This is a genomic window from Gluconobacter sp. Dm-74, assembly GCF_018256135.1.
Taxonomy (GTDB): Bacteria; Pseudomonadota; Alphaproteobacteria; order Acetobacterales; family Acetobacteraceae; genus Gluconobacter; species Gluconobacter cadivus.
Map to the genome: position 1 here is coordinate 409,857 of NZ_JAERLX010000002.1, position 19,640 is coordinate 429,496.

The 19,640-nt window shown below is 56.6% G+C and carries 24 protein-coding genes and 1 tRNA gene; 9 read left to right on the forward strand and 16 right to left on the reverse strand.

Going from position 1 to position 19,640, the window contains the following annotated elements:
* Positions 1 to 102: 102 nt before the first annotated feature.
* The 9 genes from leuB to JK208_RS05135 form a co-directional block, all read right to left on the reverse strand.
* On the reverse strand, positions 103 to 1,212 hold the full coding sequence (leuB, locus tag JK208_RS05095) for a 3-isopropylmalate dehydrogenase (RefSeq protein ID WP_211574572.1): 1,110 nt from the start codon (positions 1,210 to 1,212) through the stop codon (positions 103 to 105).
* Complete coding sequence (gene leuD / locus JK208_RS05100; protein ID WP_211574573.1) at positions 1,209 to 1,835, reverse strand: 3-isopropylmalate dehydratase small subunit; 627 nt, start codon at positions 1,833 to 1,835, stop codon at positions 1,209 to 1,211. The genes leuB and leuD overlap by 4 nt, the downstream gene beginning before the upstream one ends.
* On the reverse strand, positions 1,835 to 3,262 hold the full coding sequence (gene leuC / locus JK208_RS05105) for a 3-isopropylmalate dehydratase large subunit (protein WP_211574574.1): 1,428 nt from the start codon (positions 3,260 to 3,262) through the stop codon (positions 1,835 to 1,837). Before leuC ends, leuD begins: the two co-directional genes overlap by 1 nt.
* A 21-nt stretch (positions 3,263 to 3,283) precedes the next feature.
* The gene (gene rplS / locus JK208_RS05110; RefSeq protein ID WP_041110658.1) at positions 3,284 to 3,676 is read right to left on the reverse strand and encodes a 50S ribosomal protein L19; all 393 of its coding nucleotides are present in this window, start codon (positions 3,674 to 3,676) and stop codon (positions 3,284 to 3,286) included.
* A 24-nt stretch (positions 3,677 to 3,700) separates the two neighbouring features.
* The gene (gene trmD / locus JK208_RS05115; protein WP_062109737.1) at positions 3,701 to 4,405 is read right to left on the reverse strand and encodes a tRNA (guanosine(37)-N1)-methyltransferase TrmD; all 705 of its coding nucleotides are present in this window, start codon (positions 4,403 to 4,405) and stop codon (positions 3,701 to 3,703) included.
* Positions 4,402 to 4,944: a ribosome maturation factor RimM gene (gene rimM, locus JK208_RS05120; protein WP_211574575.1), complete on the reverse strand. Its 543-nt coding sequence runs from the start codon at positions 4,942 to 4,944 to the stop codon at positions 4,402 to 4,404. Before rimM ends, trmD begins: the two co-directional genes overlap by 4 nt.
* 28 nt (positions 4,945 to 4,972) lie before the next feature.
* On the reverse strand, positions 4,973 to 5,317 hold the full coding sequence (rpsP, locus tag JK208_RS05125; protein ID WP_062029531.1) for a 30S ribosomal protein S16: 345 nt from the start codon (positions 5,315 to 5,317) through the stop codon (positions 4,973 to 4,975).
* A 42-nt stretch (positions 5,318 to 5,359) separates the two neighbouring features.
* Entirely contained in the window at positions 5,360 to 6,787 is a 1,428-nt protein-coding gene (ffh, locus tag JK208_RS05130) for a signal recognition particle protein (protein ID WP_211574576.1), read from the reverse strand.
* A 129-nt stretch (positions 6,788 to 6,916) separates the two neighbouring features.
* On the reverse strand, positions 6,917 to 7,444 hold the full coding sequence (locus JK208_RS05135; RefSeq protein ID WP_249201942.1) for a Spy/CpxP family protein refolding chaperone: 528 nt from the start codon (positions 7,442 to 7,444) through the stop codon (positions 6,917 to 6,919).
* Between the two features lie 217 nt (positions 7,445 to 7,661).
* Here JK208_RS05135 and JK208_RS05140 point away from each other — a divergent pair.
* The 3 genes from JK208_RS05140 (at position 7,662) to JK208_RS05150 (ending at position 8,756) form a co-directional block, all read left to right on the forward strand.
* Positions 7,662 to 7,751 (forward strand) — tRNA-Ser (locus JK208_RS05140).
* Between the two features lie 161 nt (positions 7,752 to 7,912).
* Positions 7,913 to 8,158, forward strand: coding sequence for a hypothetical protein (locus JK208_RS05145; protein ID WP_211574577.1), 246 nt, complete (start codon positions 7,913 to 7,915; stop codon positions 8,156 to 8,158).
* 46 nt (positions 8,159 to 8,204) lie between these two features.
* Positions 8,205 to 8,756 carry a GNAT family N-acetyltransferase gene (locus JK208_RS05150; RefSeq protein ID WP_211574578.1) on the forward strand — a complete coding sequence of 184 codons (552 nt, stop codon included), beginning with the start codon at positions 8,205 to 8,207 and terminating at the stop codon, positions 8,754 to 8,756.
* Between the two features lie 104 nt (positions 8,757 to 8,860).
* Here JK208_RS05150 and JK208_RS05155 read toward each other — a convergent pair whose 3' ends face one another.
* The 3 genes from JK208_RS05155 to JK208_RS05165 form a co-directional block, all read right to left on the reverse strand.
* Positions 8,861 to 9,688, reverse strand: coding sequence for a bifunctional transcriptional activator/DNA repair enzyme AdaA (locus tag JK208_RS05155; protein ID WP_211574579.1), 828 nt, complete (start codon positions 9,686 to 9,688; stop codon positions 8,861 to 8,863).
* Positions 9,688 to 10,377 (reverse strand): flavin reductase family protein, encoded by a 690-nt coding sequence (locus JK208_RS05160; RefSeq protein WP_211574580.1) that lies wholly within the window; start codon positions 10,375 to 10,377, stop codon positions 9,688 to 9,690. Before JK208_RS05160 ends, JK208_RS05155 begins: the two co-directional genes overlap by 1 nt.
* Positions 10,378 to 10,601: 224 nt before the next feature.
* Complete coding sequence (locus JK208_RS05165) at positions 10,602 to 11,753, reverse strand: FAD-dependent monooxygenase (protein ID WP_211574581.1); 1,152 nt, start codon at positions 11,751 to 11,753, stop codon at positions 10,602 to 10,604.
* Positions 11,754 to 11,852: 99 nt separating this feature from the next.
* On the opposite strand from JK208_RS05165, the gene JK208_RS05170 reads away from it, so the two are divergent.
* Complete coding sequence (locus tag JK208_RS05170) at positions 11,853 to 12,488, forward strand: TetR/AcrR family transcriptional regulator (protein ID WP_211574582.1); 636 nt, start codon at positions 11,853 to 11,855, stop codon at positions 12,486 to 12,488.
* 66 nt (positions 12,489 to 12,554) lie between these two features.
* Here JK208_RS05170 and JK208_RS05175 read toward each other — a convergent pair whose 3' ends face one another.
* From JK208_RS05175 to metC, 3 genes are all read right to left on the reverse strand, one after another.
* Complete coding sequence (locus tag JK208_RS05175; RefSeq protein ID WP_211574583.1) at positions 12,555 to 13,184, reverse strand: LysE family translocator; 630 nt, start codon at positions 13,182 to 13,184, stop codon at positions 12,555 to 12,557.
* A 167-nt stretch (positions 13,185 to 13,351) separates the two neighbouring features.
* On the reverse strand, positions 13,352 to 13,612 hold the full coding sequence (locus JK208_RS16135; RefSeq protein WP_349291960.1) for a PLP-dependent transferase: 261 nt from the start codon (positions 13,610 to 13,612) through the stop codon (positions 13,352 to 13,354).
* The gene (gene metC / locus JK208_RS05180; RefSeq protein ID WP_349291961.1) at positions 13,602 to 14,534 is read right to left on the reverse strand and encodes a cystathionine beta-lyase; all 933 of its coding nucleotides are present in this window, start codon (positions 14,532 to 14,534) and stop codon (positions 13,602 to 13,604) included. Before metC ends, JK208_RS16135 begins: the two co-directional genes overlap by 11 nt.
* A 101-nt stretch (positions 14,535 to 14,635) precedes the next feature.
* Between metC and JK208_RS05185 the strand changes: the two genes are divergently transcribed.
* Both JK208_RS05185 and JK208_RS05190 read left to right on the forward strand, forming a co-directional pair.
* Positions 14,636 to 15,094 carry an Lrp/AsnC family transcriptional regulator gene (locus JK208_RS05185; protein ID WP_211574584.1) on the forward strand — a complete coding sequence of 153 codons (459 nt, stop codon included), beginning with the start codon at positions 14,636 to 14,638 and terminating at the stop codon, positions 15,092 to 15,094.
* Positions 15,095 to 15,166: 72 nt separating this feature from the next.
* Positions 15,167 to 16,333, forward strand: a complete 1,167-nt coding sequence (locus tag JK208_RS05190; protein WP_249201943.1) for an MFS transporter — start codon at positions 15,167 to 15,169, stop codon at positions 16,331 to 16,333.
* Between the two features lie 69 nt (positions 16,334 to 16,402).
* Here JK208_RS05190 and JK208_RS05195 read toward each other — a convergent pair whose 3' ends face one another.
* On the reverse strand, positions 16,403 to 16,813 hold the full coding sequence (locus tag JK208_RS05195) for a helix-turn-helix domain-containing protein (protein ID WP_211574586.1): 411 nt from the start codon (positions 16,811 to 16,813) through the stop codon (positions 16,403 to 16,405).
* Positions 16,814 to 16,913: 100 nt separating this feature from the next.
* On the opposite strand from JK208_RS05195, the gene JK208_RS05200 reads away from it, so the two are divergent.
* The 3 genes from JK208_RS05200 to JK208_RS05210 are packed head-to-tail and all read left to right on the forward strand — an operon-like array spanning position 16,914 to position 19,576.
* Positions 16,914 to 17,933, forward strand: a complete 1,020-nt coding sequence (locus tag JK208_RS05200) for a zinc-binding alcohol dehydrogenase family protein (protein WP_211574587.1) — start codon at positions 16,914 to 16,916, stop codon at positions 17,931 to 17,933.
* Positions 17,934 to 17,985: 52 nt separating this feature from the next.
* Positions 17,986 to 18,420, forward strand: coding sequence for a cupin domain-containing protein (locus tag JK208_RS05205; RefSeq protein ID WP_206035323.1), 435 nt, complete (start codon positions 17,986 to 17,988; stop codon positions 18,418 to 18,420).
* Positions 18,421 to 18,433: 13 nt separating this feature from the next.
* Entirely contained in the window at positions 18,434 to 19,576 is a 1,143-nt protein-coding gene (locus JK208_RS05210) for a major royal jelly family protein (RefSeq protein WP_249201944.1), read from the forward strand.
* Positions 19,577 to 19,640: the final 64 nt, after the last annotated feature.

A 19,640-nucleotide genomic window follows, 5' to 3' on the forward strand; every position in this document is an offset into this window, starting at 1 on the left:
GTTCCAGCAGTTTTGACCACAGGCAGCCGGGCTGCGATCAACAAAAAAGGCGCCTTCCCTAAGGAAGGCGCCTGATATGTGCCAGATAGGTCCCGTAAAAAGTCAGGCGAGCTTTTCCATCTCGCGCAGGACGGCCTGTCCCATCATTTCGGTTCCGACTCGAGCCATACCCGGAGACATGATGTCTCCGGTCCGCAGGCCCGAAGCCAGCACGTTCGACACAGCTGTTTCAATCAGATCCGCATCCTCGGCGCGATTGAGCGAATACCGCAGCAGCATGGCGAAAGACAGAATCTGGGCCAGTGGATTGGCAATCCCCTTGCCTGCGATGTCCGGCGCGCTGCCATGGATCGGTTCATACAGCGCATTGCGTTTGCCATAGGCGCGAACCGGGCCAAGCGTTGCAGACGGCAGCATCCCGAGTGAACCCGTCAGCATCGACGCCAGATCGGACAGGATGTCTCCGAACAGGTTCCCAGTTACAATGACATCAAACTGGTTCGGGTCACGCACGAGCTGCATCGCGCAGTTATCGGCCAGCATATGCGAAAGCTGAACGTCGGAATATTCGCGCTTGTGAATGTCGGTTACGACTTCCTTCCACAGGAGGCCGCTTTCCATGACATTGCACTTCTCGACCGAGCATACGCGGTTGTCGCGCTTGCGGGCCAGATCGAACGCCACACGCGCCACACGCTCGATTTCGGACGTTGTGTAAACTTCCGTGTTGATGCCGCGACGGGAGCCGTCAGGCAGCGTTTCGATTCCACGCGGCTCACCGAAATAGATGCCGCCGACCGTTTCGCGAACGATCATCAGGTCAAGTCCGCGCACCACTTCCGGCTTCAGCGCGGAGGCATCAATCAGGGCATCAAACAGCTTGGCCGGACGCAGATTGGCGAACAATTCAAGTTCTTTGCGGAGCTTGAGGATCGCTACTTCCGGGCGTTTGTCGAACCCGACATGGCTCCAAGCCGGATCTCCCACCGAGCCAAACAGCACCGCGTCAGACTGGCGAGCCAGTTCAATAACCTCATCGCGGATGGGGACTCCATGCACGGCCAGCGACGCTGCGCCGACAAGTTCTTCCGTGATTTCAAGCTTCAGTCCGCGATGCGCACTCATCCAGTGCACGATCCGCGCCACTTCGCGCATGACTTCCGGTCCGATCCCGTCTCCGGCCAGAACCAGAAGCTTGTGTGCGTCGCTCATTTCACAGTCCCTATGGTAATTGACGGCACCCACGCACGAGCCGGGCGATGTTCAAAGCTGCTGATTTCGGCATCATGGGCCATGGTCTGTCCGATATCGTCCAGCCCTTCCAGCAGCATGTGACGACGGAACGGATCGACCTCGAACGCGATGGTCTCACCATTCGGACGCACGATCACCTGACGCTCCAGATCCACCGTCAGACGCGAATTCGACCCCTGACGGGCATCGTCCATCAGTTCGTCGCAGATCTCGCGCGGCAACGGGATCGGCAGGATACCGTTCTTGAAGCAGTTATTGAAAAAGATATCGGCAAAGCTGGGCGCGATCACACAACGGATCCCGAAATCCAGCAACGCCCACGGGGCATGCTCGCGCGAAGATCCGCAGCCCAGATTGTCGTAGGTAATCAGGATTTCAGCGTGCCGGTATGGTTCCTGATTAAGCACGAAATCCGGCTTTTCATTGCCATCGGCGTCATATCGCTGGGCCGCGAAAGCATTCTTTCCCAGACCGGTCCGCTGAATGGTCTTGAGAAAGCGGGCTGGAATGATCTGGTCCGTGTCGATGTTCTCGGTCGGCATGGGCGCCGCAATGGCGGTCAGTTCCGTGAACTTGTCCATCAGACAGTCTCCTTCACCAGTTCACGCACATCGCACAAACGTCCCGTCACAGCCGCGGCTGCCGCCATGGCAGGCGAGCAGAGATGCGTGCGACCATCCGGGCCCTGACGGCCTTCAAAATTACGGTTGGATGTCGAAGCACAGCGCTGGCCCGGCGTCAGACGATCCGGGTTCATCCCCAGACACATCGAACAGCCTGCCTCACGCCATTCAAAACCGGCATCAAGGAACACCTTGTCCAGTCCTTCCACTTCAGCCGCATGTTTCACCAGACCCGAGCCGGGAACGATCATGGCCCGAACGCCCTCGGCAACATGGCGACCACGCACCACGTCCGCAGCAGCGCGCAGATCTTCCAGACGGCTGTTCGTACAGGAGCCGATGAACACGACATCCACTGGCGTCCCGGCAATTTTCTGCCCGGCTTCAAGACCCATATAATCCAGAGCACGCTGGATCTGGGCAGCACGGGCCGGATCGGCAACGTCTGACGGAGATGGCACGGAACCGTCGATCGGCAGCACGTCCTGCGGGCTGGTGCCCCATGTGACGGACGGGATGATCTCTTCAGCGGCGAGCGTGACTTCCGTATCGAAATAGGCACCTTCGTCAGACGCCAGACTGCGCCAGTACTCACAGGCCTGCTCGAACGCTTCGCCCTTCGGCGCGAACGGGCGGCCCTTCACATAGGCGAAGGTCGTCTCGTCAGGCGCGACCAGACCTGCACGCGCACCGGCTTCGATGGACATGTTGCACAGCGTCATACGCCCTGCCATGTCCAGATCACGGATCGCAGATCCTGCAAATTCAATGACATGGCCAGTGCCACCAGCGGTGCCAATGCGCCCGATGATGGCCAGCATGATGTCCTTGGCCGTCACACCCGGACCGACCTTACCTTCGACCGAAACACGCATGTTCTTCGCGGGCTTCTGCAGGATCGTCTGTGTCGCGAGCACGTGCTCAACCTCGGACGTGCCGATCCCGAACGCCAGCGAACCAAGAGCGCCATGCGTTGACGTGTGACTGTCACCGCAGACAATCGTCATGCCCGGCAGAGAAATGCCCTGTTCCGGCCCGACAACATGCACGATCCCCTGAGAGGCGGAGCGCAGCGGGAAATAGGGGATGCCGAATTCAGCAACATTCTTCTCAAGCGTTTCGATCTGGAGGCGGCTCTGCGGCTCCTCGATCGGCTTGGAACGGTCGGACGTGGGAACGTTGTGGTCCACCACGGCCACCGTGGCATCCGGACGACGCACGCGACGCCCGGACAGCCGCAGACCTTCAAAGGCCTGTGGACTTGTCACCTCGTGAACGAGGTGCCGGTCGATGTAGAGGATGCACGTCCCGTCTTCGAGACGTTCGACGACATGATCGTCCCAGATCTTGTCAAAAAGGGTTCTGGGCGAATTGGTAACGGGCATCCTGTCTCTACTCCGAACGGTTTAGGAAGCGGCCTTGCTGTCCGCCTTCGGCAGATCGCGGGGACGCTCGGCAATACGGGCGGACTTGCCCGAACGGCCACGCAGATAATACAGCTTTGCGCGACGGACCTTACCGCGACGCACGACTTCGATGCTGGCGATCGACGGTGCGTACAGCGGGAACACGCGCTCCACGCCTTCACCGTTGGAGATCTTGCGAACCGTGAAGTTGCTGTTCAGACCCTTGTTGGAACGGGCGATAACAACACCTTCGAAGCTCTGAACACGCTCACGCGTGCCTTCGACAACGCGGACGCCAACGCGGACCGTGTCACCTGCAATGAACTCGGGAACAGCGCGGACGCCGGAAAGACGCTCGATTTCGCGCGCCTCATACTGCTGGATAATGTTCATGACCAAACTCCTGAAAACAAAACTTCAATGGACCTGCTGTCGTGCCAGATACGCATCCCAGAGGTCCGGGCGGCGCGCCTTCGTGACGGCGATTGACTGTTCATGGCGCCAGCGGGCGATGGCACCATGGTTGCCGGAGAGAAGAATGTCGGGCACGTCCCGCCCGTCCCACACTGCCGGCTTGGTGTATTGTGGATATTCAAGAAGCCCTTCGGCGAAGCTCTCGTCCTGACCGCTGACATCTGACCCCATGACGCCGGGAAGGAGCCGGACGCACGCATCCAGAAGAGTCAGGGCAGGAATTTCCCCGCCCGACAGCACGACGTCGCCCATGCAGAGCTGTTCGATATCGTGCTTCTCCAGAACGCGCTCGTCCACGCCTTCGAAGCGCCCACAGAGAACCACGACCCCCGGCCCGGACGACAGGCGCTCCGCATCTTCATGCGACATGCGCTTGCCCCGTGGCGTCGGGTAGACGACTGGACGACCATCCAGCGCGGGAAGCGCCGAGAGGGCCGTATCCAGAACGTCTGCCCGCATCACCATGCCAGCTCCGCCACCGAACGGCGTGTCGTCGACGGCCCGATGACGTCCTAGTCCATGCTGGCGCAGATCATGCGCTTCACAGGACCAGATCCCCCGCTCCAGCGCCCGGCCCGCAAGGGAGAACCCCAGCGGCCCCGGGAACATGTCGGGGAAAAGGGTCAGGATGTCCGCGCGCCAGCTCATGCCCGCACCTGGACCTCGCCGGAGAGATCCCCCTCAACCTCGACTTCAACAGGAGGGACAAGGGTCACTTCCCGTTTCGCAAGATCAACGCGCGGTACACAGGCCAGCGTGAACGGCACGATCAGCCCACGATCCACTTCGAGGCTGACGCCTGCGCCGTAATCGTGAACGACCGATACCGTCCCGAGAACATCTCCCTCTTCCGAGACAGCCGTCATACCGATCAGATCAGCATGATAAAATTCGTCGTCTCCGGTTTCCGGAAGAACGGTCCGCGGAACATACAGCTTGGCATTGACCAGACGTTCGGCGGCCGTACGGTCAGGGAGATCCTGACCCTCGGCATCCGTCAGTGCAGCCACACCTGCCGAAATCCAGCGTGCCGTCCATGCCCTGCCCTGCCCGTCATGCAGCACGCCCAGCGTCTCGACCGAAGCCGGATCATCTGTGGCAGCATGAAGATGCACCAGACCGCGGACACCGTGCGGACGACCGACGGTGGCAATCAGGACATCGCTGTCAGGGTTGAAGCGGGGCACGTCTCGGGCTTCCTGAAAAGCGGCTCAATCAGGCCGCAGCAGCGGCAGCGGCGGCCTTGGCGCGTTCCTGAGCCTTCGCCTTCGGAGCGGACTGCTTGGGCTGCTCGTTGTAGGTCGGCTTCGGAGCCAGGCCTGCATTGCCGAGGAAGCGGGCAACACGGTCCGTGGCGAGGGCACCATTGGACAGCCAGTGCTTGATGCGCTCGTCAACCAGACGGATACGGTCGGCGTGATCAGCCGGCAGCATCGGGTTGTAGGAACCAACCTTCTCGATGAAACGACCATCGCGCGGGCTGCGGCTGTCGGCAACAACGATGTGGTAGTAGGGACGCTTCTTGGCACCTGCACGTGCAAGGCGGATCTTGAGGCTCATGAAATACTCCTGAGAGACAGAACTTGTAAAAAACGGGACAGATCAGACGAAAGGCGGGCGTCCACCGGGTTTCCCCCCGGGGCCACCCATGCCCTTCATCAGATCCGCCAGACCTCCTGCACCACCCATGCCGCGCATCAGGCCACCAAGGCCCATCTTGCTGATGCGTTTCATCATGGTGGACATGTCGTTGAACTGTTTGAGCAGACGGTTGATCTCCGGAACCGTGGTTCCCGAACCTGCCGCAATGCGCTTTTTGCGGGACGCCTTGATGATCTCCGGCGTCTTGCGCTCCTGCTTCGTCATCGAGGAAATGATGGCCTTATGACGCTTGAAGATCGACGTATCGAGCTCCTTGTCACCCAGCATATCCTTGATTTTTCCCATCCCCGGCATCATGCCGAGAATGCCGGAAATCGAGCCCATGCGGTTGATCTGGTTGATCTGGGACACATAGTCATCCAGATCGAACTTGCCCGCGAGCATCTTCTTGGCGACGCGCTCACCTTCCTCGTGATCGAGGGTTTCGGCGGCACGTTCCACCAGCCCGGCAACGTCACCCAGACCGAGAATACGGCCGGCGACACGCTCGGGATGGAATTCTTCAAGCGCTTCGAGATTCTCGCCCGAACCGGTCAGCTTGATCGGCGCGCCCGTGATGGCCTTCATGGACAAGGCCGCGCCACCGCGGGCGTCGCCGTCCATCCGGCTCATGACAACGCCGGTAATGCCAACAGCTTCGTTGAAGGCCTTCGCGGTGTTGACGGCGTCCTGACCGGTCATCGCGTCAACGACCAGCAGCGTTTCGGCAGGCTTAGTGAGCGTGCGGATTTCCCGCACTTCATCCATCAGCGTTTCGTCGATGGACAGACGGCCTGCCGTATCGAGAATAACGACGTCATAACCTTCGAGACGACCGGTCTCGAGCGCACGCTTTGCGATCTGGACAGGCGACTGCCCGGCAATGACCGGCAGAGCCTGAACGCGACCCGTCTTGGCGTTGACGCGCTCAGCCAGCTGCTGCAACTGGAGCTGCGCGGCCGGACGCTGGACGTCAAGGCTGGCCAGAAGGACTTTCTTGTTCTCGCGACCGGACAGGCGCAGGGCGATCTTGCCGGAGGTCGTGGTCTTGCCCGAACCCTGCAGGCCCACCATCAGCACCGGTACCGGCGGATTGGCGGACAGGTTCAGCGGAACAGCCCCTGCCCCGCCCAATGCGTCGATCAGGGCATCGTTGACGATCTTGGCCACAGCCTGACCGGGAGAAACGCTTTCCAGCACTTCCTGCCCGACAGACCGCTCGCGAACCTTGTTGACGAAGTCCCGCACCACAGGCAGAGCAACGTCTGCCTCCAGCATGGCGAGACGTACTTCACGCATGGCCTCGGTGACATCAGCCTCCGAGAGCTTCCCATTTTTGGAAAGCCCTTCGAGGACACCGGACATCTTGCCTGAGAGTTGATCGAACAACGGGTCACCTTAAAAGCAAACAGAAACACGCCACTGCGCGAGTCTTCGCGAGGTGGCGTGTCCGGAAACAGAGTTCGTCTATCGCCTTGCCGCAGAGGCGTCAAGCGATAGACGCAGAAACCTCGGTTTTCAGGGCATGTCGTCCGGTTCGCCTTCTGGCGGATGCCCCATCAGAGCCTTCATCTGTTCATGAAGCGCCTTGAGCTTGTCCATGGTCTCCTTGCCCTGCTGGCGCTGGGCAGGCGTCAGCAGATCATGAAGCTGCTCCATAGTTTCGAGATGCAGCGCGGAGACTTTCGCCTTGAGAGCATTCTCCTGTCCGCTCAGATCCGTAAGCGCTGTGCGATCCAGGTCTCCAACGGCACTCAGGGCATCGTGGATCTTGTCCTCGATCGCCCGCCCTTCGAGACGGAGCGCGCGCTCATCCTGATGAGCCTTTTCAAAAATGGCCTTGAGCTTTGTTTTCTGAGCCGCCGTCAGCGTAACGCCGGGAGGAACAGGAGGCATCATACGGCCAGGAGCGCCACGCGGACCTCCCGGAGGAGGCTGAACCCAATCAGACGCATGATGCGCCTGTGCCGAAGCCACAAGAGGAGTTCCCATCAGGCCCAGAGCCGCAATGACGGGAAGAAAAACAACAGGACGAAGGATCGTCATGGACGTCATATCCTTGGAGGTTATGGCAGCCGGAAACGCACAAGGCGCCTTCCATGACGTTCTAGATGGCATGCTTCAATGTTGCTGAGTTCCCCCTCCTCCGTTTCAAAGAGTAAGAAGACAGGGTATATGTAACATAGCGACTTGACGGCAAATGCTTCCCGTCGCATGAAGCATCCAGATCCGAACAGAATTCTTCAGATGAAGTCTGCCGGATGGAGAGGTGGCCGAGTGGTTGAAGGCAGCGGTCTTGAAAACCGCCGTGCGTGGAAGCGTACCGTGGGTTCGAATCCCACCCTCTCCGCCACCAAGATAAGTTTCATGATATCCCGTCACATTCGGTCCTGAATCTCGCAGGGGTGCGCGATATTCAAGCACCCAAAGCGTGCTGAGGTTTTCGGGGAACTCCCTATCAGCGCGATCCTCTATTGATCCGCAAGCAACGCCAGGCAGAAGCCCGCAAGCGGCATGAAGGATACAGCAGAGACTGAGCGCGATTTTCCCTCGGCACCCCCGCTGGTCTTGGCACACTATATCCCGCAACAATCATCAAAAGGCAGTCGTCTTAATAAGATAAGGCATCAGGCTGCCATCACAAATCTGGGTAAACTGCACGATCAGTTCTGCGAGGTTGATGCCATTTCAGTTCATTTTGTAACGCTACTGGCGCTCAGCTTTCTGGCCCTGTCATCTATACCGCCCAGCATTACCTGATATCGTCGGTATATATGCGCCAACACGCCTCAGCAGAGTCCTGAACATGAATTCACGCGTCCAGAAGCAAACTTTTCAGATCCGTGACGCACGCCTGACGGACATAGAGCAACTGCCTGCCATTGAACTTTCTGCAGCACAATCTTTCAGATCTGTGCCGGGACTGGCCTGGATTGCGACCTCAGAGACGATGCCAGAGGAGGCGCACCGAAGCTCTATACAGACAAAGACATGCTGGGTAGCTGTGGATACAGCAGATATGGCTGTCGGTTTTCTGACAGCTTCTGTGAACCATAAGGACGTCCATATTCTTGAAATGTCAGTCGCGTCGTCCTGGCAGAGATGCGGGATCGGGAAAGCATTACTACAACATCTTAAACACTGGGCTCTACGCAAAGAGCTGGCAGATATAACTTTGACTACTTTTCAGGAAATTCCGTGGAATGCACCATTTTACTCCAAAATGGGTTTCGTGATCCTTACGCATGACGAGTTGAATCAGCGCCTGATATCCATCCTCGACAGGGAGCAGGCACATGGATTTCCAGAGGGTTCCCGGTGTGCAATGCGGTTCGCTCTGAAGCGCATCACAGACTAAAAGGGCATTTATTTTGTATCTATAAATCAATAATACCCTTAACGCACAAACATACAATTACTTTAAAAAATTAGGATTTGATTTTAATTGTTATAATTTTACGATCACTTCTCTTTTTGCAATTTCTCTCTGTCCAGTATGATCTCTTTACGGTCCACGCCCCATGCATAACCAGACAGAGAGCCGTCACGGCGAATCACGCGGTGACATGGAATTGCGACAGCCAACTTGTTAGCCGCACAGGCCTTTGCCACTGCCCGTGTGGCACGTGGCAGACCAATATATTCCGCAACAGCAGTGTAAGACCGCGTCTCCCCAAAAGGAATATCGCGAAGGGCCTGCCATACTCTGCGCTGAAATGCTGTGCCTCTGATATCCAGCGGCAAGTGAAGTCCGATTTTAGGTGCTTCAATAAATCCTACGACTTCAGACACAACCGCTTCATAGTCCGCTTCGGCACCGAGCAGGTGCGCTTTGGGGAACATATCCTGGAGTTGGCGAAGGAGCACTTCAGGATCATCACCAAGCAAAATAGCGGCCACCCCCGCAGCACTTGAGGCCACGAGAAGATCACCAAGCGTTGTCTTTGCAATCGCGAATTTAATATCTTCGTCGGCTCCGCCTTTGCGGTAGCGTGACGGTGTCATACCAAGCATGGCACGAGACGTTTCGTAGAACCGACCACTGGAACTGAAGCCGGAATCGTAGATCGCATTGGTGATGGTTGCCTCGCGCGCCAATGCCGCGCGAACGCGCTTTGCACGATGTGCGGTAGCATAGTCCTTGGGTGTAAGCCCGGTATGGGCTTTAAAAGTACGATGAAAATAGCTGCTGCTCAGGCCAACCGCCTGCGCAAGATCTGTCAGGGAAAGGCTTTCTTCGCTTTCCTCGATAAGGCGACAGGCCATTGTCACGGCTGCGGCGCTCTTCATCAGAGCCAGTTCTTTTCTGTACGCGCCCGATCCACATCAGGCATCCGATAAATTGTTTCATCAATTTCGGCGAGACGGGATGGCACGATCTGAGCATCAGAAACTCCGTACAGTTTTTGGAAGTTCATGATGAGAGGATGCCATTTATCCGGGTCAATTCTATTCTCGTATCCTTTCATAAGGATATCCGGATGCGCATGGACACGCGTGATACGCACTTCGAAAGCCGAGATGAGGCCTGCAACCTGAGGGTCATCGTCCATGATACCGTGCTGCGCGACCAGAACGGCCTCCAGTTGAATTGGACATTCCAGAACACGAGGCGCGTTGACCGTTTGAGACGCGAGGGGGGTAAGGCCCGCAACTTCAAATTTGGACGGCTCGTAAGTATAGCCCAGTTTTTGTTTGAATTCAGGAATGCTTTTGCTTCCAGTAAGGCGAGCAAGCCTGTTCACTGCATCAGCCTGCGCCGGAGATGGCAGGTTGAGAACGCATTGTCCTGTTCGCAACATATTCTGTGGGGTTTTTGACGCCGTCTGAAGTCCTAGCATAGCTCTCCAGCCTAGCCACCACGCGGCTGACATCGGCGCAAGATTAGAGCTTCCGTCTTCATTAACCGTACTGATCAGGACAACTGGAGTCCCCAGATAAAGAATGGACGGCTCAATCGTGAGATGCGGATCGTTCATCGAAAAATTCCTGGCGATAAAGACGGATTCTTATGTCGCCTTCGGTGCCCTCACGAACTCCGTTTCTTGCCCTTAATGCCTTTTTTATTCGCCATGAAAATCGATAAAACTGCGATGCTGCGCCTCACGGGCGGCCACCCAATCTCTCGGCAAACGTCCGCTTTCAGAGACAAACGAAAGGTCTGGTTTAGAGATAGACTATATCAGCCCTGCCTTCCCCTTCCTCATGCATTCTTGCGGAAGAGGTATTTCCTGGAGCGCAGCAGGATCTGCCACAGAACACGGCGCCCCCAGAGCGAAAAGCGGTTTGACGGGACGAACAACTGGGAACGCAGAGCGATGAATCTCTGATGCTTGCGGACAAATGGACGCATCCGGGCCTCGAACATTTTCAGCGCACCATCAATGTCCTGCGAACAAGCCGCGAAAGCTTCGCCGAGGACCTGTCCACCAAGCATCCCGGCTGAAGCCCCCATGCCTGAATACAGTGTCAGGCACCAGGCTGAATCCCCAAGCAGCAGAACACGACCTTTCGACCATCGGGGCATTTTGACCATCTGAACGGAATCAAAAAGGAAGTCGTCTGTTGTTGCCAGATCCTCAAGAGCTTTGGAAATAATCCCGCTCACATCCAGATCGGCAAATATCTGGCGCAGCGTGGAAAGCGGATTTGTTCTGGAAGCTTTTTCCGGATTTCTGGTTCGGTACGAGAAAAGTGCGGTTGAAGGGCGTCCTTCCAGAGGAAAGACGGTCAAAGTGCGCTTTACATCCGCGACCATAAGGCCATCGCCAGTTCTGAAGCCCTCAACGGGGCGCGCCAACGGAAAAGCACACAGCATTGTGCCAATCGAATGAAAGAATGCCTCATCAGGTCCAAAAACAAGTTTGCGAACGGTCGAGCGCACCCCGTCAGCGCCAATCACAAGATCATAGGTTTCTGTCGTTTCCTCACCGCCTTCTGTTCGGAGTATGACCTGCGCCTGTGTATCGCCATTCACAATTGCCGAAGGGACAGTGCTGAACCGGACGTCCACCTTTCCTTCAATTCCGGACCAGAGAGCTTCTTCGATATCCCCTCGCAGTACGGCAATCGGCGCGTTTGTCTCTTGCGTCAGATCGGCAATGCGTCTGCGGGTGCCATCCTTACGCACATCCCAGAAACGAATGTTTTCCGGGGTTCTTTTTTCCATGACATCCAGAACACCCAAAGCCGAGGCGGCATTTTTTCCCTCATCGCGCAAACCGATGAAATAACCACCTTTCCGCCGCTCGGGAGCACGTTCGACAATCACAGGCGTCCAGCCCTGACGCTTTAAGGCGATGGCAGCAGACATGCCGCCAATGCCGAGGCCTACGATCAGTGCGCGCTGTGTCATATAACGTATCCCAGTGGAGTGCTTTCTCAATCTGAACATTGCATAGATTGAAGCGACCATCAATTTGAACGATGTTCACATTAACACACAGGAGGTGATATGAGCGTGACAGCACGGGAAAGCTATCACCACGGTGATCTGAAAACGGCGCTTATTGTGGCATCAGAAGCCATCATCCGGGCCGAAGGCGTTGAAGGGTTTACCCTGAGAAAAGCTGCGAAGTCTGCTGGCGTCTCTCCCGGAGCCCCCTCGCATCATTTCTATGGCACAAAGGGGCTTCTGACAGCTGTTGCCATCCGGATTTTCAAGCAGCTCGGAGCGGAACTGGATGCTCTCCCGTCATCCGGAATGCCGGCTCAGGATCTGCGGACGCAGGCTCTGGGCTACGTGACATTCGCCGCACGTAATCCCGGATTATTCCGGCTTATTTGCCGCGTTGATCTGATTGATTTCAAAGACGCTGATTTGATACAGGCTTCTTTTGAAGCACTGACACACTATGCCCATGCCGCAGCAGCCTATTTCGGACACGAACCACCCAATCTGCATCACCGTGTCTTTCGCCCCCATATGGCCAGTGCAATGGCAACGGCTCATGGACTGGCACATATGGTGATAGAAGGCCGCCCTGCACTCTTGTTCGATACGCCAGATCCGATCGGCACGTTTATCGAGACGGCGCTTCCCTCCATTCTGCTGGCGACGTGGCCAGACCCAACCAGCATTGATCCGTAACGATCACTCAAGCGCGCAAAAACAGACCGTCATCATTCAGGCGAAGCGTGGATCTGATGTGAAAAATCAATTGGGGCGGGTTTTCAGAAGAAGAGCTGCGAACCCCACGAAAATCACTCCTGTGACACGATTGAAGATGCGTTTGATGGAGGGACGCGTCAGATAATGGGATAACGAACGCCCCCCTGCGGCATAAATGACGTACCAAAAACATTCGACAGCCGAGAAGCTCGCAACAAGGATTGCAAACTGAGGGGCCTGTGCGGCAGTGGGATTAACAAATTGCGGGAGAAAAGCTGCTGCGAACAGAAGAAGCTTGGGATTACTGATACCGATGATAAAGCCGCCCCGAAACAGAATGGCCGGGGAGAGAGACACAGGGAGCTTGTCCTCACCGACATCGAGAGGGGCAACATCGCTGCGCCACGCTTTGATGCCGAGATAAAGCAGATAGGCGACACCGACATATCTCAGAATTTCGAAAGCGCCCGGAAGCGCCATAAGCAGCGTGGTTAATCCTACAGATGACGCTGTCAAAACGGTCACGAGTGCCGTGAGGCAGCCAGCCATGGCAGCAGTGCTTCGCTTCATACCAAGGTCAACACTGCGCGACAGAATGTGCAGCATATTGGGGCCCGGCGTGCCCGAGAGTAGAAAAACAGCTGCCAGAAAGAGCCACCAAGTGTGTAGTGTCATAATGCCGTTTCTCCTTAACCCAAGCGTGCCAGCCGGGAATGATATGTCTTACACATCCTTCCTATCCTGATGGGTTATAAAAAATCATTGAGTGCAGGCAGCACGCGAATAAATTCCGCATGCTGTCTGCACCAGACATTTCGGCCGGGTCAGGCATGATCTGTCTGTCATAGGTTTTTCTGCGCCTCCATCGCTCTCAGGCGGCTGAAACCCTCTTCAAGGTCAGCCATCAGGTCATCGACATCTTCCAAACCGATATGCAGCCGTATGAGATGCCCGGTTTCCGTCCATTGTGTTGCAGTGCGCAGGGAGCGGGGATCCACGGGCAGCGCCAGACTTTCAAAACCACCCCAGCTATAGCCGATCGTAAACAGCTTCAGACCGTCGATCATAGCAGCCACGGCATCGGATGACGGACTACGGGTCACGAATGACAGCAAGCCGCTGCCCCCCCCGGAAATCCCGCTGCCACAGAGCATGATCCGGGTGGGACGGGAGAGCAGGATAGAAGACACGCGAGACTTCAGGCCGCTGTTCCAGCCAGTGTGCAATGGTCAACGCACTTTCCTGATGCCGTTGCAGACGGACATCGAGGGTACGAAGCCCGCGCAGAACAAGCGTCACATCGTCTGGTCCGACGTACTGGCCAAGCTGGAAATGCATGTCTCTGACCTGCTCCCACGCCCGGGGGCCACAGGCGATCGTGCCCAGCATCACGTCGGAATGACCACCGATATATTTCGTTGCCGCCATGATGGACAGATCAACACCCAGTTCCAGTGGCTTCAGGAACAGAGGCGTTCCCCAGCTATTATCCATCAGAACGCAGATATCACGCTCATGGGCTATGGCGGCGATAGCGGGAACGTCCTGAACTTCGAACGTCCCGGAACCGGGAGATTCGAGGAAGACGGCACGGGTATTGGGCTGGAACAACCCGGCGATGCCAGCCCCGATGCGGGGATCGTAATAGGTGGTTTCGATATTCATCCGTCGCGCCGCCGTATCACAGAAATGCCGGATCGGGCCGTAAACGCTGTCGGGAACCAGCAGATGATCGCCCGCACCACATACCGTTAGGATCGCTGTGGTACAGGCGGTCAGTCCGGACGGGCAGAGCACCGTGCCGACAGCCCCTTCCAGCGCGTTGATGGCCTCACACAGTGCGGTTGAGGTTGGGTTACCCCATCGACCGTAACGATAGGGCTGCGTCCTCCCAGCCAGAGCAGCGACCGTGGGAAAGGCGACAGTCGAACCGCGATAAAGGGCGGGATTGATGAACCCATGATGCTCTGATGGATTGACAGCAGCATGGGCCAGGAGCGTGCGATCATTCATTTTCTTAGTCATTTTGTCTCCATTTCCTTTGAACGTAGGAAATCCCTGACAAAATGTGCTTTCAAAAAACTGATTTCATGGACGCATTCGGGAAAGAATATTAACTTTGCCCGATGATAAAGCTGGATCAGATCGACCGTACGATTTTACAGACGCTTCAGGCGGATGGACGCCTGAGCAACAGCGATCTGGCGCAGCGGGTCGGTATTTCCGCGCCTGCGTGCTGGAAACGGCTGAAGCGGCTGGAAGCCGACTGCATTGCGGGATACCATGCAGAGTTAGACGCAAAAGCGCTTGGCCTCAATCTTCTGGCGTTTCTCAGCATCATGCTCGATGACCATTCAGAAGAAACGATGACCGGGTTTGAAAGCGCAGTCTCGAAAATGCCCGGAGTGATCGCCTGTCATAATGTCTCGGGAAAATATGATTATCTGCTACAGATCATCGTCCGGGACATGGACGATTTTCATAATCTCTCGATGCGGCAAATCCGGATGCTGGGGTGCATCAAGGAAATGCATACGCATTTCTCAATCCGCGAAATCAAACGGTCCGGCAGCTTGCCCCTGTGACATCACGCCGGAAGCCCCTCTGATCAGGGCCTCCCTACCGCATGAAAATAAAGGTTTTTTGACGTGTCATTGATGGGCAATCCTCACCCAGCTTCGCTCCGGGCCCAGCACTCAACCCGTTTGGCATTCCTCATCGCCGGTTTTTCGGGTGCGGCATGGGCGCCGATCATTCCCTATGTCAAACTGCGATGCGGCCTCACAGACGCCCATCTTGGTCTGCTCCTTTTATGTCTGGGGATGGGATCGATCATCGCCATGCCCATTGCTGGAAGTCTGGCTGGACGCTTCGGCTGCCGGTGGATCATTGCAATGGCCACCCTGGCCGTCTGCTGCGCTTTGCCTGTTCTGGCGTCTTCAGACTTTATGCCTTTTCTTGTCGCTGCCCTGGTTATTTTCGGCGCGGGGGTTGGATCGATTGACTGCGTCGTCAATGTTCAGGCTGTTATTGTCGAGCGCGCCTGCCAGAAAACCATGATGTCGGGCTTTCATGGCCTTTTCAGCGTAGGCGGCCTCCTCGGAGCCATAGGCGTGAGCAGCCTGCTCAGCCTTGGCTTCACGCCCACTCAGGCCTCTCTTGTGGTTGTTGTTTTGCTGTTTCTGAGTGCATGTCTGGCGCTATCTGGTCTGCTGACCGGGCGAACCAGTTCGGACCCCGGGGCCGCCTTTGCTCTCCCTCATGGGATCGTTCTGATCATAGGGATTATGTGCTTTATCGTCTTTCTTGCGGAAGGAGCTGCCATCGACTGGAGCGCGGTCTTCCTGGCGACAGTGCGCCACGTCGAGATGCGCTATACGGGGCTAGGATACGTTGCGTTTGCTTCCACAATGACAGTCGGGAGATTGCTGGGAGATCGGCTGGTTCGCCACATCCCCGGCCGTGTGCTGGTCGTAGGTGGAAGTCTTCTGGCTGCCATGGGAATGTTTCTGGTGACGATGTTTCCGGTCTGGCAGCTGACCCTTGTGGGCTACGCACTGGTTGGCGCAGGGTGTGCCAACGTGGTTCCAGTGCTTTATTCAGCCGTTGGAAGACAGACTTTCATGCCAGAACATCTTGCAGTGTCGGCCATAACAACGCTCGGATATTCAGGAATTCTGGTTGGCCCTGCAGCCCTGGGATTTGTCGCCCAGAGTGCAAACCTCCCCATCGCGCTCGGAAGCGTGGGGGTTTTACTCATCTTTGTCGCCTTGATGGGGCTGATACTTCCCCAAGCTCTCATCAATGGTGGAACTTCGCGCTAAGAAACACGAACCATGGAGATGGATCGAAAATCCCCTATGGCTTCTTCTCACCCAGTATTTCCGGAGTGTTCATTCAGCGACTGAAAAGGAGGCAATGACAGGCAAAAATGCTTCGTCCTGACCTTTGCAGTCCGCAGCACCGGGCTTGAAAACCGTATGTTCGTCCCCCCAAGCCTTGAGAGCCATGATGACGGGTTCAAGGGTTCGGCCGCGTGGAGTGAGGCTGTATTCCACCTTTGGCGGAACTTCCGGGTAGACCGTCCGTAAGACAAACCCGTCGCGCTCCAGTTCGCGAAGCTGGGTTGTCAGCATTCTTTGGGTGATGTTGGGCAGGCGCTTGCGGATGGCGTTGAAGCGCAGGGTCCCCTGAAGCAGGTGATAGAGGATCACGCCTTTCCATTTTCCGTCGATGAGCTGAAGCGTTGCTTCAACAGCGCAGCCGGGGCTGCAATCAAGCGACTGATGGCGGATACGGGTCATAACGGTATCATTTCCGACACTATGGGCGTTAAAAGTGCGTTCTTGTCTGCAAACAGCATAATGCTCACTCTTCTCCTCATTCAACAGAGGAGAAGACATCATGCGGGCCATCGGTTATCAGACGCCGCTTCCCATCGAAAATCCGGCGTCCCTTCAGGACATCGATCTGCCGAAACCCGTCCCTTCGGGCCGGGATCTTCTGGTGGAAATCAGGGCCGTGTCGGTCAATCCGGTTGATACCAAAGTCCGCCGCAATGCAACACCGGACGCGGGCGAGTGGCGTGTTCTGGGCTGGGATGCGGCAGGGGTTGTCGTTGGAACCGGACCGGACGTCACGGATTTTTCTGTCGGCGATGAGGTCTTTTATGCCGGTGCGATCAATCGTCCGGGGACCAATGCCGAATTTCATCTGGTCGATGAGCGGATTGTCGGTCGCAAACCCCGCTCCCTGAACTGGGCCGAAGCCGCAGCCTTACCGCTGACGGCGATCACCGCCTGGGAGATGCTTTTCGATCGTCTGGACATTCGTCGGTCTGTCCCGGGAACGACGCCGTCCATATTGATCATTGGAGGCGCAGGCGGGGTCAGTTCCATGGCGATCCAGCTGGCCAAGGTTCTGACTGATATCACGGTCATTGCCACGGCGTCGCGCCCCGAAACGCAGGACTGGGTCACATCTCTCGGGGCAGATCACGTGATCGATCACAGCAAGCCTCTGGCCGCACAGGTTGCTGCCCTTCCTGCGGGCGCCCCCGGTTTTGTCTTTTCTACGACGCAGACGGATAGGCATCTGGCAGAGATCGTCGAACTTCTTGCCCCTCAGGGACATTTCGGCCTGATTGATGATCCGGCTGAACTCAATGCCGCACCGCTCAAGCGCAAAAGCCTGTCCCTGCACTGGGAACTGATGTTCACGCGTTCGCTGTTCGGAACGGCAGACATCAGCGCTCAGGGGAAACTCCTGAACGACGTGTCGCGGCTCGTGGATGAAGGTCGTCTTCGGACAACGCTCGGCAAAAATCTCGGGCTCATTACTGCCGACAATCTTCGGGAGGCACATGCCCTGATCGAGAGCGGTCAGGCCAAAGGCAAGATCGTGCTCGAAGGTTTTGCTGCCTGAAAGGAGGCAATCATGACGAAAACAGCCAAAGCATTTGAGAGGAGCAGACCTCATGAATGACAAAGAGCATCTGATGATCCTGAACCGGATGGGAGGTCGCTTCGATCTCAATAAAATTGCGACGGCGTTTCCCGAAACGGCAGACACGATGCTGCTGGACACTTATCTGACGGACAAGCCGGAAGCCAGTATCCGGGTCTTCCGGATCTACCGGGATGTGCCACCGCATTATCATACCCAGTGCGATGAAGTGCTTCATGTCCTCTCCGGGACAGGCACATTCTGGATTGATGATCCCAAGGAGGAGGCGCCGTTTGCCCCCGGCCATCTTCTGGTGTTCCCCCGTCGGGCCGTGCATGCCGTACCCCGCATTCTGAGCCATCCAGTCGTTTTTCTGGCCATTGATACGCCGCGACGGGCTCCAGACGACGTGGTGTTCGTCGATCCTGCTGACGGCACGCCCTCCGGTTTTATTGCCGGGATCTGACATCATGGGAGTCATGACACAACGTCCACGGCAGGCTCTCTCAAAAAGAGGCCTGCGCAGGATCGCCATTGCCGTTTTCACGGGTTTCGTTGGGGTATGCGGGCATCCTGATCCTTCCCGTGCCCAGACCATCAGGATTGAGGCGACTACTAACGCAATAGACTGGAACGCCGTAGCGCTTGCTGGCGGTCATGTGTTTGTCTCAGGCCCTCGCTGGAGCGGGTTTTCCGGACCGGCCGTGGGTCTTCTGACAAAGAATGGAAAGATAAAGCCTTTTCCAGATGCTGACTGGAATGGCTGGAAACCCGGGCAGGATGCAACGCATCGGTTTGTCAGCGTCAATGCTCTCCACGTTGCTCCTGACGGCACGCTCTGGGTTGTTGATACGGGAACTCCGTCTTTTGGAGGTGCCTCCGTAGCTGCCGGAGCCAAACTGGTCCGCATTGATCCGGCAACAGGCCATGTGCTGCGGATCTATCCTCTGGGCCCAGAAATCGCGAAGGCAGGCAGTTATATCGACGATATCCGTTTCAACGGAACGCACGCCTATCTGACGGATGCGGGCAAGGCAGCGCTGATCGTTCTTGATATCAAAACAGGTCAGGCACGTCGTGTTCTGGACAACGATGTTTCCACACGCGCACGGAAAGATCGGCCGATTGTCATGGATGGGCACGTCGTGGAGAGCCGCCTGCATCAGCCACTTCTGGTGAATGTCGATCCGCTGGAAGTCAGTCCGGACGGGAAATGGCTGTATTTCGGGCCGCTTGAAGGGCCGTGGTCTCAAGTTCCGACAGCACTTCTTGACGATCCCAATATATCGTCAACCGATCTGTCTGCGGCTGTAAAGCCTTGGGCAGATTTACCTCCAATCGGGGGCAGCACCATGGACACTGCCGGAAACCTTTACTTCACCAATCTGAAGGATAACGGCGTTTATCGGAAAGACGTTTCTGGAAAGATCACGAGACTGATCTCGGACCCACGTCTGCACTGGGCGGATGCACCTTGCCTTGCTCTGAACGGTCGTCTCTGGCTGCCCGTCGCGCAACTGGATCGTCTTCCGATGTTCCATCAGGGGCAATCCCGCAGTCAACAGCCGTTTCTTCTGGTATCCATCAATCCTCATGCTGGTCAGGTCAAACCTGGGCGATAGAGTTGGTATGAACTGACAGAAGTCATTGTTATTTATTAAAATGGAATTCCCTACTCTATAAGGA